Origin of the sequence: Geminisphaera colitermitum TAV2 (assembly GCF_000171235.2) — a bacterium.
GTDB classification, from domain to species: domain Bacteria; phylum Verrucomicrobiota; class Verrucomicrobiia; order Opitutales; family Opitutaceae; genus Geminisphaera; species Geminisphaera colitermitum.
The window spans coordinates 104,196-118,921 of record NZ_ABEA03000094.1 but is presented as its reverse complement, the minus strand read 5'-3'; the positions used below and the strand labels follow the sequence as shown (position 1 = coordinate 118,921).

The 14,726-nt window shown below is 61.6% G+C and carries 12 protein-coding genes and 1 pseudogene; 7 read left to right on the top strand and 6 right to left on the bottom strand.

Annotation, left to right across the window (positions count from 1 at the left end):
- Positions 1 to 109 precede the first annotated feature (109 nt).
- Together OBACDRAFT_RS10600 and OBACDRAFT_RS10595 are read right to left on the bottom strand one after the other, a co-directional pair.
- Positions 110 to 688, bottom strand: a complete 579-nt coding sequence (locus tag OBACDRAFT_RS10600; protein WP_043585400.1) for a DUF4202 domain-containing protein — start codon at positions 686 to 688, stop codon at positions 110 to 112.
- A 61-nt stretch (positions 689 to 749) separates the two neighbouring features.
- On the bottom strand, positions 750 to 1,121 hold the full coding sequence (locus tag OBACDRAFT_RS10595) for a dUTPase (RefSeq protein ID WP_043585399.1): 372 nt from the start codon (positions 1,119 to 1,121) through the stop codon (positions 750 to 752).
- A gap of 128 nt (positions 1,122 to 1,249) precedes the next feature.
- Here OBACDRAFT_RS10595 and OBACDRAFT_RS10590 point away from each other — a divergent pair, with 128 nt between their 5' ends.
- From OBACDRAFT_RS10590 to OBACDRAFT_RS29650, 7 genes and pseudogenes are all read left to right on the top strand, one after another.
- On the top strand, positions 1,250 to 2,785 hold the full coding sequence (locus OBACDRAFT_RS10590) for a COG3014 family protein (RefSeq protein WP_232766993.1): 1,536 nt from the start codon (positions 1,250 to 1,252) through the stop codon (positions 2,783 to 2,785).
- Between the two features lie 186 nt (positions 2,786 to 2,971).
- Positions 2,972 to 3,400 (top strand): YcfL family putative periplasmic lipoprotein, encoded by a 429-nt coding sequence (locus OBACDRAFT_RS10585; RefSeq protein ID WP_043585398.1) that lies wholly within the window; start codon positions 2,972 to 2,974, stop codon positions 3,398 to 3,400.
- An 85-nt stretch (positions 3,401 to 3,485) separates the two neighbouring features.
- A complete protein-coding gene (locus OBACDRAFT_RS10580; RefSeq protein ID WP_043585396.1) occupies positions 3,486 to 4,067 on the top strand; it encodes a penicillin-binding protein activator LpoB in 582 nt (193 codons plus the stop codon).
- 411 nt (positions 4,068 to 4,478) lie between these two features.
- Complete coding sequence (locus OBACDRAFT_RS10575; protein WP_043585394.1) at positions 4,479 to 4,961, top strand: HIT family protein; 483 nt, start codon at positions 4,479 to 4,481, stop codon at positions 4,959 to 4,961.
- 127 nt (positions 4,962 to 5,088) lie between these two features.
- Positions 5,089 to 6,120 (top strand): PhoH family protein, encoded by a 1,032-nt coding sequence (locus OBACDRAFT_RS10570; RefSeq protein WP_043585392.1) that lies wholly within the window; start codon positions 5,089 to 5,091, stop codon positions 6,118 to 6,120.
- Positions 6,121 to 6,197: 77 nt separating this feature from the next.
- A pseudogene (locus tag OBACDRAFT_RS31240) lies at positions 6,198 to 6,578 on the top strand (HD family phosphohydrolase); the annotation flags it as partial.
- Positions 6,539 to 8,824, top strand: a complete 2,286-nt coding sequence (locus OBACDRAFT_RS29650; protein WP_425601737.1) for an HD family phosphohydrolase — start codon at positions 6,539 to 6,541, stop codon at positions 8,822 to 8,824. The pseudogene OBACDRAFT_RS31240 and the gene OBACDRAFT_RS29650, both read left to right, overlap by 40 nt.
- Before the next feature lie 2 nt (positions 8,825 to 8,826).
- Here OBACDRAFT_RS29650 and OBACDRAFT_RS10550 read toward each other — a convergent pair whose 3' ends face one another.
- The 4 genes from OBACDRAFT_RS10550 to OBACDRAFT_RS10535 form a co-directional block, all read right to left on the bottom strand.
- On the bottom strand, positions 8,827 to 9,648 hold the full coding sequence (locus OBACDRAFT_RS10550) for a helix-turn-helix transcriptional regulator (protein WP_232766991.1): 822 nt from the start codon (positions 9,646 to 9,648) through the stop codon (positions 8,827 to 8,829).
- An 84-nt stretch (positions 9,649 to 9,732) separates the two neighbouring features.
- Positions 9,733 to 11,211: an MFS transporter gene (locus OBACDRAFT_RS10545; protein WP_232766989.1), complete on the bottom strand. Its 1,479-nt coding sequence runs from the start codon at positions 11,209 to 11,211 to the stop codon at positions 9,733 to 9,735.
- Between the two features lie 338 nt (positions 11,212 to 11,549).
- Entirely contained in the window at positions 11,550 to 12,470 is a 921-nt protein-coding gene (locus OBACDRAFT_RS10540) for a PEP-CTERM sorting domain-containing protein (RefSeq protein ID WP_043585385.1), read from the bottom strand.
- Positions 12,471 to 13,119: 649 nt separating this feature from the next.
- Positions 13,120 to 14,682 carry a sialate O-acetylesterase gene (locus OBACDRAFT_RS10535; protein WP_043585381.1) on the bottom strand — a complete coding sequence of 521 codons (1,563 nt, stop codon included), beginning with the start codon at positions 14,680 to 14,682 and terminating at the stop codon, positions 13,120 to 13,122.
- Positions 14,683 to 14,726: the final 44 nt, after the last annotated feature.

The following is a 14,726-nucleotide window of genomic DNA, read 5'->3' as shown; positions in this document are numbered from 1 at the left end:
AGCTTCGTAACAAACCGCCCTCGCTGTCAGCGGCAAACCGAATCATGGCGGGCACGCGCGGGGGGGGGGGGGGGGGGAGGGAGGGACTGAATACCGTACCGTCGCTCCATCACCCCAATGCTTCGCCGACCAAGCCGGCGATGGCGGGCGGAAGATCGAGGGCGAGCGCGGCCTGCTGCGCGGCGGGGCTGAGCTTGCGCCAAGTCTTGCGCAGGATGTCCACGAATTTTTCCCGCGTGTAATCGGCATGCTGCGCGGCAAAGGCACCGATCTCGTTTTCCAAAAACACCAGCACCGCCGCATCTTCCAGCGCCTGGGTGCCGGGATTTGTTTTGAGCCCGGTCTTGGAAACCCAGGTGCGCACCTCGTCGGCCTCGGCGGCGGGCACGCCGGCGGCGAGGAGCAACTCGCGGGCGCGATCCGCCTGCTTTTGATAGAGAAAACGCCGCCATGCCAGATAACCGGGCTTGTCCATCGGATAGGACGAGCGAGGCACGCTCCAGCGTTCGAGATGCTGGCAGCGGGCGGCAAGGCGCAGCACGGGACTGGCGTCGGGCACGAGTTTCACCACCCAAGCCTCCACGCGGTCGGCGTAAACACGTTCGGCGGCACGGCCATCGGGCAATCGGGTCGGGTCGGCGTCGTGCGCCTGGTCGATCAACTGACGGGCATGGTCGTAGGGGGACATGTGCGAGGTGTGGAGATTGTCGATACGCGATCGAATATCAGAAAACGAGAATCGAGAATCCTCAGATGTGCTTCGAATCGGCGGCGTCTTTTTGCGCGTAACCGGTTTCCTGACGCTGATGGTTGACCTGGTTCTTCTTGACGTAGGCCTGATAAACATCGTCCGCCGTCATACCGAGCGTTTGCGCGAGCGAGACCAGAAAGTGAAACAAATCCACGACCTCGACGCGGGCGTTTTGCTCGTCGAATTTCTGGTATTTGGCCCACCATTTCCACGGCACGCTGTCGATCAACTCGGCAGTCTCCTGCTGAAGCGCACGCGTGTAGTTGAGAATCCACTTCGCCTTTTCCTCGTCGGAGACGGGCGGGAGATTAACGCCGATGCGCGAATTGAGCGCGTGTTGCATGCGGAAGATTTCTTCGAGTTTGTCCATGGCGGGAACGCGGATGCGTGGGTTGTGTGCGGATGGTTGGGAACGTGTGGAGTTGTTTTATGCATCATGCAATCATGGACGTTGCGCGCCTCGCTGGTTTTATCCAATGTCTCCCCTTTCCCATTACTGTGGCCCGCAACGCACGCACACCCGCCCTAGTCCTCCCCCCGCTGGCCGCCGCCGTCCTTCTCTTCCTCGGCGGCGGTTGCGCCACCTACACGGAAAAAACCTCCTCGCGCGACGCCGCCTGGCGCACCGGCAACCTCGCCGCCGCCGTCTCCACCGCCAAGGCCGACGCCGAGGCCAACCGCGACAACAAGGACACCCTCCTCTACCAACTCGAACAAGGCGCCATCCTCCGCGCCGCCGCCCTCGACATCTCCACGCCCGGCGCCGGCGGCACCTCCTCAGTCCCCCCCCCCCCCTCCGCGCGCGATTATCTTGTCCAATCCAACGCCGCCCTCGACGCCGCCGAACAACGCGTCAACGCCTACGAAGCCGCCGCCCGGATCAAAGTCGGCTCCGAAGTCGGCGCCCTCCTCACCAACCAAGCCAACACCCCCTACCGAGGACGCTCCTACGACAAGGTGATGCTCAACACCTACAAGGCGCTCAACCACCTCCAACTCGGCAACCGCGACAACGCCCGCGTCGAACTCAACCGCGCCCTCCAGCGCCAGCGCGACGCCGTCGATGAAAACGCCCGCCACATCGAAGAAGCGCAAGCCTCCGCCCTTGCCGCCAGACAAGGCCGCGCCACCGACGAAAAAGGCCGCACCGGAGCTGCCTACGACGTCGATCGCGCCACCTCCGACCCGCGCACTGCCGCCAACCTCAGCCGCATCGAATCCTCCGCCGACACCGTCCTCCAACTCCAACCCTACGCCGACTACGTCAACCCCTTCTCCGTCCTCCTCGACGGCCTCTATTTTCTGAACCTCGGAGCCGACTCCTCCGACGCCGAGCGCGCTCGCAAATCCCTCGAACGCGCCGCCTCCATGGCCCCGCTCAACCCCTACCTCAAACAAGACCTCGACGACGCCACCGCCGGCCGCCGCCCGCACGGCGTCACCTACATCCTTTACGAAACCGGCTCCGCTCCCTCGCGCGATCAGGTGCGCATCGACATCCCCATCTTTATTGTCACCAGCTCCATCTCCTACGTCGGCGCCGCCTTCCCCACCCTCCGTTACAACCCCGCCTTCACCCCCGCCATCAGCATCGCCTACGGCGACGGCCGCGCCCCCGCGCAAACCGCCCTCGTGTGCAACATGGACGCCGTCGTGGCCCGCGACTTCAAAAACGACTGGCCCACCATCGTCACCAAAACCCTCGTCGCCACCGCCACCCGCGCCACCCTCGACGCCGTCGTCCAGAAACAGGCGCGCGACAACTTTGGCGACACCGGCCAGATCGTCACCCAACTCTTCAGCTTCATCACCCAGGCTGCCATCAACATCGCCGACACCCGCACCTGGCGCACCCTCCCCAAAGAATTCCACTACGCGCGCATCCCCACCCCCACCGACCGCGTCCTCGGCATCACGGTCGGCAACCGCCTCAACCGCGTGCCCCTCAGCCCCGGCGACGTGAACATCGTTTACGTAAAAAGCATCGCCCCCGGCACCGCCCCGCTTATTTCCGAATTTCCGCTCAAAAATTAACCACAGAGACACAAAGGCACAGAAGACAAACCACGAAGTCCTCCCCTTCCCCCCCCCCCCCCCCCCCCACACACACATACACAATCACCCACCAAATATTTCTCCGGCTTGCTCCTCCGAGCCTCTGTGTCTCTGTGGTTAACTGTCTTCCAACCTCACAGCCCGCCCGCGATTCACTCCAACACCATGAAAAAACTAATCCCGCTCCTTGCCTCCTCCACGGTGGCCTTTGTCGCCGCCTTCTTTGCTCCCGGCTGCTCCAACAGCGTCAACACCGTGCAACGCGCCGACCCGCAAGCCCGGCCCGACACCGTCACCGACCAGCGCATCATCACCGACAGTTCCCTTGCCCGCGCCCTTGCCATCGTATCCGTCAATCAGGCCACCGTCAGCGGCGACCTCCTCCAAGTGCAAGTCACCTTGGAAAACCGCAAAAACGACCCGCGCACCTTCCGTTACAAATTTGACTGGATCGCCGCCAACGGCATGCAACTCGACTCCACTGGCGGCTGGCGCGTCATCCATCTGCGTGGCCGCGAAACCAGCGCCATCTCCGCCGTCGCCACCTCGCCCCGCGCCGTGGACTTCCGCGTCAAACTCGAAGCCACCGACTGACCTGCCGCGCCGCATTCCCACGACTCGCCACTCACTGTTCACTGTTTCACTGTTTCACTGCTCACTGTTCACTGCTCACCGCACCATGAAAACACACCGCCACACCACCCTCCTCGCCGCCGGACTCGCCATGCTGCTCCTCGCCGCCGGATGCTCCTCGCGCGACGCCGCCTACGTTGATTCCAAGGGACCCAACACCATCGTCTCGCTCAACCAGATCAACATCCAGGACTTCAACGCCGCCGCCGACGACCTCGTTGCCGACCTGCTTGCCTCCGGCGTTCTCGAACGCGCGCCGAGCAAACCCGCCGTCATGGCCGTCTCGCGCATCGTCAACAACACGCAGGACAACTTCGACATGGATTCACTGACCAAGAAAATCCGCGTCGCCCTCTACCAATCCGGCAAAGTCCTCACGACCACGACCATTGCCTACGGAGGTTCAGAAGACCCGCTCGCCGCCGAACTCGGCCCCAAGCAAGGCACCGCGATGCCCTACTATACGCTCACCGGCAAAATCATCCAAGACACCGCCAAGGCCGGCAAAGTGAACCAAGTGACCTATTCCTTCCAACTCACGCTCACCACCGTGCAAAACGGCCTCGGTGTATGGGAAGGTGAAAAACAGATCACCAAACAAGGCCACAAATCCGCCGTAGGCTGGTAAGCGTCCCCCCCCCCCTGGCCTCTGCCTAGCCCTGCTGAAAAGCACTGTTAGGCTGAGCAGTTTCATGTAAGCTGTAGCTATTTGATACCTGGTAGGGAGGCCTCTCCGAGGCCTCCGCCGTGCGTAGTGTGAAAATGCGAAATTCATAGGTGTTTGGAGCGTGGTTTCGGAGGCCTCGGACGGAGCGCAGCAGCGCGGAGATGGCCTTCACCGAAGGCGATGGCCGCCGAAGGGCTGCCCTCGACAGAGGGCACAAAGGCCTCCCTACCGTTAAGACGATGAACGGCCGCCATCTCATGGCGACAACCCCTAGGAATAGCCATCCATCGCAAGAGATAAAAGCACTGCCCCCCCCTGACCGCAGGCTTTGACAAGCCCCCTGTCGGCCGTTTCCCTCGACCGGTTCCAATTATGCAGCAGCTCCATCCTTACTGGCGCATGGATTACATCGAAGCGCCGCGCACACCGGCGTTTCAACGCCCCTTCACCGAGTTGCCTGCCCTCGGTGATGACCGCGCCGCCCTCATCGTGCATCGTTCGCCGCTTTCCTACTTGATGCTCAACCGCTTCCCCTACAATCCCGGGCATCTCCTCGCCATCCCCTTCCGCGAAGTGGCCGACATCGAAGACCTCACCGACGACGAACGCGCCGACCTGTTCGCCATCATCACCCACGGCAAACGCCTCCTGCGCACCGTGATGAAACCCGACGCCTTCAACATCGGCTTCAACCTCGGACGCGCCTCCGGCGGCAGCATCGACCACCTACACGGCCACATCGTCCCCCGCTGGAACGGCGACAACAACTTCATGCCCGTCCTCGGCCAAACCCGCATCCTCCCACAAGCCCTCGAACAAACCTGGGAACGACTCACCGGAAAAATTAGGAATTAGAAATTAAAAATTAGAAAAACGAGCCCATGCACACGAATAAGCCCGGATATCCCGACTCCCAAACCGACGACGCAACCGCCCATTCCTAATTTCTAATTCCTAATTCCTAACTCCTAATTTTCCACTCGTGCCCTCTACCACGCTCCATTTTCCCAACCCCCGCCACCTCTCCCAACTCTACGCGGGACGCCCCGACAACCTCGCGCTCGCCGAACGCGCCCTCGGCGTTACCCTCGTCACCCGCGAAGACTGGCTGCGCATCGAGACCCCCGACGCCCCCGCCAACGACACCCGTGCCACCACCGATGCCGCCGCACGCATCGCGCGCGTTGAACAACTCTTCGACTTCCTCAACCAAGCCCGCACCCAAGGCCTCCATGTGCGCACCCCCGACTTTGCCCGTTTCGTCGAACTCATGGCGCGTGACGACGGCGCCCCCCTGCGCGAACTCTTCGGCAAACCCCTCGTCATCCCCACGCACCGCAAAAGCATCGTTCCCAAAACCCTCGGCCAAAAACTCTACCTCCAGTCCATCCTTCAAAAACCCCTCACCTTTGGCATCGGCCCCGCCGGCACCGGCAAAACCTACCTCGCCATGGCCGCCGCCGTCTCCGCGCTCCTCAAAGGCGAGGTCGAACGCATCGTCCTCACCCGCCCCGCCGTCGAAGCCGGCGAAGCCCTCGGCTTCCTCCCCGGCGACCTCCGCGAAAAAATCCTCCCCTACCTCCGCCCCCTTTACGACGCCATGCACGACATGCTTGACGCCACCGAAGTCGCCAAGCTCACCGAAAAAGACGTCATCGAAATCGCCCCCCTCGCCTACATGCGCGGACGCACCCTCCCGCACAGCTTCATCATCCTCGACGAAGCGCAAAACACCACCTCCGAGCAGATGATGATGTTCCTCACCCGCCTCGGCGAAGACTCCCGCATGGTCGTCACCGGCGACATCACCCAGATCGACCTCCCCCGCGCGCGCCAGTCCGGCCTCATCGAAGTCGAACGCATCCTGCGCGACGTGCCCGACATCGCGTTCCACCACTTCAGCGGCGCCGACGTCGTCCGGCACCCCCTCGTCCACCAAATCATCGACGCCTACGAACGCTTCAAAAACCCCATCTCTGCCGACGCCAACGACTCCGACGACGCCAAAAACTGAACCACCGTCGAAACCTGCAACCCATTCCGCATCCCACACTTCAGCGTTTCAGTTTTCAGCATTTCAGCTCTTTCATCATGATCTTCCTCCGCAACCTCTTCCGCCGCCTCTTTCTCGGATCACCCGCGCCACGACGGCGCAAATCCGCCGAGAAATCCAGTTTCGCCAGCTTCCTCGAATCCAGCCGCATCGTAGGCGTCATCATCTTTGCCCTCACCGTCGCCGCCATCGTCCTCATCAGCTTCGTCGGCATCACCAGTCACACCCTGCCCGTCCTCCCCAACCAGATCGCCTCCACCCGCATCGCCGCCAGCGAAACCTTCACCTACACCAGCGCCGAACGCACCCAACGCCTCCGCGAACAAATCAGCAACCGCGTCGCCCCCATCTACCGCATCGACACAGCCCCCCTCGAACAATTCGAACAACACCTCGCCACCCTCCGCGCCGAACTCAAACGCATCAGCAACCTCCCCCCCCCCCCCCTGCCGCGCTCGAAAAAGCCGTCTCCGACTTCAACTCCCTCAGCACCCAGCGCGTCAGTGCCGCCGACGCCTCCACCCTCCTCAACTCCACCAACGGCAAGACCGCCGCCAACGGCAAACCCGCCCTCGACGAACTCTTCGACATCGGCCTCGCCACCCTCCGTGCCATCTGCCACGCCGGCATCTACACCGACGCGCAGCACGCCCAACTCCACGTCGCCCCCGGCTCCATTGCCCTCTTCCAAGTCCTGCGCGCCGACGGCGAAGTCATCTCCAACCCCGTCGAATCCCACGAAGAAGCCCTCACCTACCTCCGCATCAACCTCTCCGCCGAGATCACCGACCGCCCCCTCGCCCTTGCCCTCTTCCGCGTCCTCCGCGGCGGCCTCTCGCCCAACCTCATCTACGACGAAGACGCCACCGAACAAAGCCGCCTGCGCACCCTGGCCACCCTCCAGCCCGTGCAAATCACCGTCGAACGCGGCGCCACCATCATCGAACCCGACACCCGCGTCACCCCCGAGCAATACGAAATGCTCGCCGCCTACCGCCAGCACCTCCTCCAAAGCGGCTCCCTCTCCAGCGACGAAAACCTCACCATTGCCAGCCGCCTCCTCCTCGTCCTGGCCATGACCATCGCCAGCATCCTTTACATCCGCATCGAAGACCCCGAAACCCTGCGCAGCAACGGCCGCCTCGCCCTCCTTGCCCTCGTCGTCGTGGTCAACCTCGCCCTCGTCCGCGCCACCTACTCGCTCGGCAGCCTCCCCGTCTTCCTCGCCAACACCTCCGCCGCCTCCGCCCTCCCCTACGTTGCCCCCGTCATCATCGCCCCCCTCATCGTCGCCATCATGATCGACGCCGGCTCCGGCATCTTCATGGCCCTGCTCATCGCCATCTTCACCAGCGTCATTTACGGCAACCGCGTCGATCTCCTCGTCCTTGCCGTCGCCTCCTCCATGGTGGCCATCTTCTGCGCGCAAAACACCCGCAAACGCAGCAACGTCGTCCGCGCCGCCACCTACGCCGGACTCGTCACCGCCGTTGCCGTTGCCCTCCTCGGCTACTTCGACCGCCTCGACTGGTTCACCATTGTCCGCCAGATGATCGCCGCCCTCGGCACCGGCATCCTCAGCGGCGTCATTGTCGCCGGCCTGCTACCCATCCTCGAAGCCCTCTTCAAACGCACCACCGACATCACCCTCCTCGAACTCACCGACTACAACCACCCCCTCCTGCGCACCATGCAAATGGAGGCCCCCGGCACCTACCACCACTCCCTCGTCGTCGCCCAACTCTCCGAAAACGCCGCCTCCGCCATCGGTGCCAACCCCCTCCTCGCCCGCGTCTGCGCCCTCTTCCACGACATCGGCAAAACCAACAAACCCGAGTACTTCATGGAAAACCAGATCGACGGCGTGAACCCGCACGACGACAACAACCCCTCCCTCTCCGCCCTCATCATCAAAAGCCACGTCAAGGACGGCGTGGACCTCGCCGTAAAAAGCAAACTCCCCCGAGCCGTCATCGACGTCATCCAACAGCACCACGGCACCACCCTCATCCGCTACTTTTTTCACCGCGCCGTCACCAACGCCACGCAACCCCCCTTCGCCCTGCGCAGCGGCGCCGGCGCCACCGCCCCCTTTGTCGCGCCGCGCGGCGCCACGCCCCAACCCTTCCCCCGCCCCCCCGGCGGCAGCAACCCCGCCACCCCCGCCGGCCTGCAACCCGCCCCCGTGTCCGAGACCACCTATCGCTACGACGGCCCCCCCCCCCGCTTCAAGGAAAGCGCCATCATACACCTTGCCGACGGCGTCGAAGCCGCCTCGCGCTCCCTGCGCCGCGTCACCCCGCAACACCTCGGAGAACTCATCGAACAAGTCGTCAACGACCGCGTGGCTGACGGCCAGCTCGACGAAGCCCCCCTGACCCTTGCCGAACTCGCCGAGATCAAGGAAAGCTTCGCCCACACCCTCCTCAACATGCTGCACGGCCGCATCGCGTATCCAAAAACCGAGGACGAAGAAAAAGCCACCGCCGCCGAAGAGGACGACGACGATGACGACGAAAAAGAAGACACCCGTCCGGCCTCCCCCCCCCCCGCCGGAACCATCACGGAAAACGGTTACCACCAAGACCACCTCCAAACCTCCGGTCGTATAAGGAGGGCGGGTCTCCCGACCCGCCAGACGCGGCGCAGCCGCGCCCATCCGTAACACTACGCGTCGTCGCGCAGGTCAGGAGACCCGCCCTCCTGACAAAAAACCTCAGACGGACTGCGCCCGAATTTTTTGCGAAACGCCCCTGCGAAATGTTGCGACGTGGCGAAACCCGTTTCCATCGCCACCTCCGTGACCGACCGCCCTCCATCCTCCAGCAATTGCTTCGCCCGCTCCAGGCGGATCGTCCGAAACCGCGCGCACGGCGACTCCCTGCGATACGCCAAAAACAACCGCCCCAACGCCGACCGCGACATCCCTGACAACGACGCCAATTCCTCCAGCCGCAACGCATTGCCCGTGTTGGCTGTCATCATTTGTTCGATACGCTCGACACGCGCCAGATCCTCCGCCACCGCCCGAGCCTTTCCCGGCTCCTTCGCGCCATTGCCCGCGGGCAGCCGGTCAAACCACTTCCCCGGCAGCACCCGCAGACACAAATGGTGAAACAAAACCGCCACCCGCAAATTCGCCGTCACCACCCCACGAAACGCCGCCAGCGCCCGCGCATCCGCCAGCGCCTCGTGATCCAATTTGCAAACCATCCCGCTCCCCGCGCCCAACTCTGCCCACGGCGGCGTGAAATCCACCACCATATATTCCCCCGACCGACTCTCCGCGCGCGGCTCCCGTTCCAGCCCCGGCGCAATCCACACACCCTCGCCCGCGCGCAACCGGTGCACCGTGCCCTCCACCCGTTGCGCAACGACGCCCTCCAGCACGCAATAAAACTGGTGAAACGCCTGCGTGTGTGCGCGAAACGAATACCCCGCCTGAAACCGATGCGAATGCAGGCGGATCGACTGAATGGGAAAATACAACGGACAACTCACAACACCCGCATCTCATGGCACCACGCCCGCTGCGCGTCGAGCCATGTTCAGAAACCACCCGGCCAGACGACGTCAGGATTTACCACGACGCTCCTCGAGCAAACGCCGTGTCTCGCGCGCCCGCGCCTCGGTAATTGGGAAAAAATACAACAACACCAGCGCCGGAATCGCCGTGACCGACGGGATGAAATAAAAACAATAACGCATCTTGTCGATAACCCCCGCCGCCTGCTCCGGGCCGGCGGCGGAAATGTAGCCGGTGGCCGTAAGAATCACACCCGCCAAAACAGCAGTCGCCGACGTTGAGAGCTTGGAAATCCACGCCGAAATCGACGCGATCGAACCCTCGCGACGCAGCCCCGTGCGCAACTCGTCGTCATCACAAATATCGGCCTTGATCGACGTGATCAGCAGCCAGAAACCCATCCCCGCCGGCACCGTGAACACCAGCACGCCAAGACTCAGGTAAGGATTTGCCGGATCATAAAGCGCCCACTTCGCAAACGAACTCACAATCAAAAGCACCAGACAAAGCGCGAGGGATTTCCGTTTTCCGATACGTTGTGAAAGCCGGTTGAGCAAGAACACCGACACGACGCCGACCACCAGTGTGGCGTTGCCAAAAATCCCATTGTAAATCCCCTGCTTCGCCGTGTCGCCATCGAACAAATAATACAGGCCGATGTAAAATCCGAGGTACTGCACCGTGCGCGACCCCACGACGGTGAACAGAGTGATCGCCACCATCATCATGAACGGCTTGTTGCGCAGTGTCATGCCGATGCCTTTGAAGAGCCCGGTTTTTTCCTGTTCCCTGGCTTTGCCGAAATTGCGTTCGCGCAGGAACAGGATTGGGACGAGCCCGCTGACGATAATCAAGACCCCCACGCACACCCCCATCCAGCGTGCGCCGACGATCGTGTTGCCGCCCCAGACAGGCATTTGTGTGAACGCGTAAGTCCACGGCACTACAAGGCTGACGGCGGTGCCGAGGTAGGCGCGCCACTCCATGATGCGGGTGCGCTCGTTGTAATCGGGCGTCAGTTCGAATCCGAGCGCGGTCCACGGGATCGTGAAAAAAGTCTGGCAGGTGAAAAACAGCATCGCCCCGAGCGTGAACCAAATAAACAGACCCATGCTCCCGATGCCTTGGGGAACGAGCCAGACCAAGGGGAAAACGAGTCCCGCACCAATCGCGCCCGCCAGCATGAACGGACGTCGGCGCCCCCAACGCGTGCGTGCGTTGTCCGAAATGACGCCGACAATCGGATCGGTGATCGCATCCCAAAGCCGGCAAATCCCGATGCCCAATCCGAGCAAACGCGGGTCAAGATGGAGCGCGATATTGAAGATCGGGTTGGCGTTGCTGATGAGGGAATCGGTGCCGATGTGGTCCGAAAAATTCCCCATGCCAAACGCCATGCGACGTCCCACCGGCACACGATCCTCAGGTGCCGTCGGCTCTACCTTGTGAACCAGCCCCGAAGCTGCGGAAGCCGCAAGAGGAGCAGAAGTGGCAGGAATGGCGGGGGGGGGGAGGGATTGGGACATGCTTAGGTGATTTAGGTAATCGCTGTTAGTTCGCGTGGCTGACAGGTGGTCTTGTTGTGGAAAGTGGATTGAGAAAATTCCGTTCTGTATGGCTGTGTGGGGGGGGGGGGGGCGGAGAAGACGCGTCAGCGCCTGGGACCGCCGGCATCTTGCTGATGGCAAAGTGGCGCGGGCGTCCCGCCCGCATTCTGTTCCGAAGCGGGCGAGATGCCCGCGCCACTTTTGATGCCGACCCAACGACGCTGCGCATCGTCAGCCGGCAAGATGCCGGCGGTCCCAGGCGCTGACGCGTCTTCTCCGTCCCCTTACAATGGGAGCATTTTTAAAAACCAAAAAGATCAGCGACGTGCGCGTCGCCATACGAACACGCCAAGCAAACCACCAAAACCAAGCAACAGCGCCACCGTAGCCGGTTCAGGAATGGCGGAGGTGTATGTGACGGTGACGTTGTCGATGTCGAAGATCGTCCCATTGTCTGAACCTGCCCGATAGTAACCTATGAAAACCGCATCAAATGTGTAAGGATCATCATCTTTATTTTGAAGCGCATCCGCCGCGACGCTGTAAGTGCGAACAAATGACACATTATCCGTCACGTTGGTAAACACTGTCTTAAGCAGGAGTCCGTCGTCCGCCATGCGGGTGATGGAAAAGCTGAAGGACAGATGGTCTGTGCGATTGGTGCCGTTGGTGGAGAAAGCCGTTCCGACCGAATCACTCCCATTAGCTGTGAAGGTGGTTGTCCCACGCACAGTGCCATTCATCACTTGGGCTATCGGCGCAGTGGTTGCTGAACGGCTGTCTTCTTCCAGACGCGTGGAAATCCCATACCCAAAGGTGTCGGCGATGGAAAATGTGGACGTCGTGCTGCCCAACAGCCCGAAAGTGAAATAATTGCCAGAGTTACTTTTGTAAGCGGTTTCGGTTCCCTGAAAATCGAAATTCAACGTGAGCGAGTCGCCCTTGGACAAGTAGGTGGACTCAGTTAATTGCGAATAGTTCACCCCGTTTTTGGCGGAATGTTGAGTCGTAAGGTAACGCAATGCACCTCCGGTTCCGGCCAATAAAGACGTGGGAGTGCTGCTGCTGGTGACGGCTTCGCGGGTGTTCTCAATTTGTTTCCAATTGGCGGAGATTCCGCTGTCGAAATCCTCGTTAAGACGGTTGCCAATTTGCGCCTGCATCACAGCGGGCAGGGCGAACGACAAAAGCGCGGCAAGAGCGCTGAAATGGCGGATGAGACGAGATGTTGTTTTCATGGGTGTAATGGTTTTTCAGTTACAGAATGCGGACGGATTTATGTGCGTTCAGTGGGGGGATGTGTCGTCCGTTTGCGACGGGCAGACGGAGCGACACAAAACACATCAAGACGACCTGATTCAGGTTTCGCCACCCACTGCTTACTATACGTAAAGTTACACATTAGAGCATTTAAAATTGAGATGTAGCCGTTGTCTTAACGGTAGGGAGGCATCTCCGAGGCCTCCGAAACCACGCTCCAAGCACCTATGAGTTTCGTATTCACCCTCACACTACGCACGGCGGAGGCCTCGGACGGAGCGCAGCAGCGCGCAGATGGCATCGCCGAAGGCGATGGCCCAAAGGGCTGCCCTCGGCAGAGGGCACAAAGGCCTCCCTACCAGGGATCAAATGGCTACAGTTTAAATGAAACTGCTCTAATGGGCATCCCTTGAATGACAGGATGACTATGGAGCTTCCTTCGATGGAGCAGCCTTTGACCTGCTTGGACCAAAATGTGGCATACGCCGCAACTGAAGTAAGAGGTATTTCACACGGAAGCGCCCGTAGCGCAGGGCGGGAGGTCTTGCCTGCACTACGGGCAATCCCGCGCCACTTTCCGGCACAACAAATTCCCTGCTTCTCGCTGAAAACGTCGAAGCACCAATCCTACTGGGTTGTTTCTCCATCTGTGCGGAAGGGCGCGGCGGGCAGACCGGCTTGATTAAAAAGCGTGGCAACGGGGTCGTTGATCCACGCGTAACGAACATGGAGAGGCGCAGTCACGGACGGGTTCGTCAGGACGATGGTGTTGTCGCCTTCCAGCGTGACGCGGGCCGGGAAAAAAACGCCGTCGGCTCCGGCGATTTGGAAGGCCGGAGGAGTTGTCGCGTCGGCAGCAGCGGGGGCGGCGCGCAAGACGAGCGGTGAACCGCCGGTGTCGAAAGTCAGTCGGAGCCTTGCGTTTTTTGCGTCAGGCTTGGCGTCGAGCAGACGCGGGCTGGATGGCACATTTTTTTCACCGCAGGCAATGGCGCGGGCGAGCAAGGCGAGGCGTTCGCCGACCTCGCGTTTTTTGACAGGATGGACCGTGCCAGACTCGCCGACGTCGATAGTGATGGCCATGCCGGTTGCGGGTTCGGACAAGACGCGGGCTTGTTCATCGCGAAAGGCTGCCCAACCGGTGCCAAGCGGTTTGTGCGAGGCGGCATAGTTGGGGAGTTGCACGTAGAGGAAGGGCAGCGAAGGCGATTCCCAACGCGCGCGCCAGTCGCGGATCAGGCTGCGTTGAAGCGCGGCGTATTCACTCGATCGTGGCGTGTTGTTTTCGCCCTGATACCAGATCATGCCAGCGAGGGCGTAGGGGATGAGTGGGTGAATCTCGCCGTTAAAAATCACCGAGGGTTCGGAGCTGCTGCCGGGGCCAACGGGAGCGCGTGGTTTGCGTTGTTTGAAGTTGGCGAGCGTTCCGGCGGCCTCCGCTTCGGCGCGTGCTTTTTCCCAAGCAGCGAAGTCGGTTTTGTGTTTCTGCGCGCGTGCCGGGTAATCGGTGGCGAGTTCACGCCAGCGGGCACGCACGGCGGGACCAACGGGTGATGTATCGATGGATTCACTACTGATCCAGGCTTCGATGTCGGTGCCGCTCCAAGCGGTGTTGATGAGGCCAACGGGTGTGCCGCCGCGTTGCTGATGCAGGGCGCGTCCGAAGTAAAATGCAACGGCGCTCCAGCCGCGCACGGTTTTGGGTGAGGCAACTTGCCACTCGCCTTCGAGTTCGGTGAGCGGTGTGGGGGATTTGGCGCGCGTCACCTTAAAATGTCGGAGCGCGGGGAAGTTGGCTGTCTTTGCGTCGTCGCGTCCGCCCTCGGCCTGATTGACGTGCCAGACCATGTTGCTCTGGCCGGAACAAAGCCAGACATCGCCCGCAATCACATCGGGGATGGTGAGGGTGCTGTCGTCGCCCGCGATGATGAGATCGGCGCTCTGGCCGGATGGCAGCGCGGGCAATATCACGCGCCAGCGTCCGTCGTCAGCAGTAGTGGTTTCGGCTGAAACATCACGCCAGCTTACGCGGATTTTCTCACCCGGATTGGCAGTGCCCCAGACGGGCACGGGTTTGCCTTGCTGGAGAACGGCGTGTTCGGAAAACAGCGCGGCAGGTTTTGGCGCCGCAATGCATGAGAAACTGGATACAAAGAGCGTGAGGGCAAAGAATGTCGCGACGTAGTTCATGAGCGGATGAAGGGCGGTGTGGGGGGGGGGGGGAGATGTGGTGT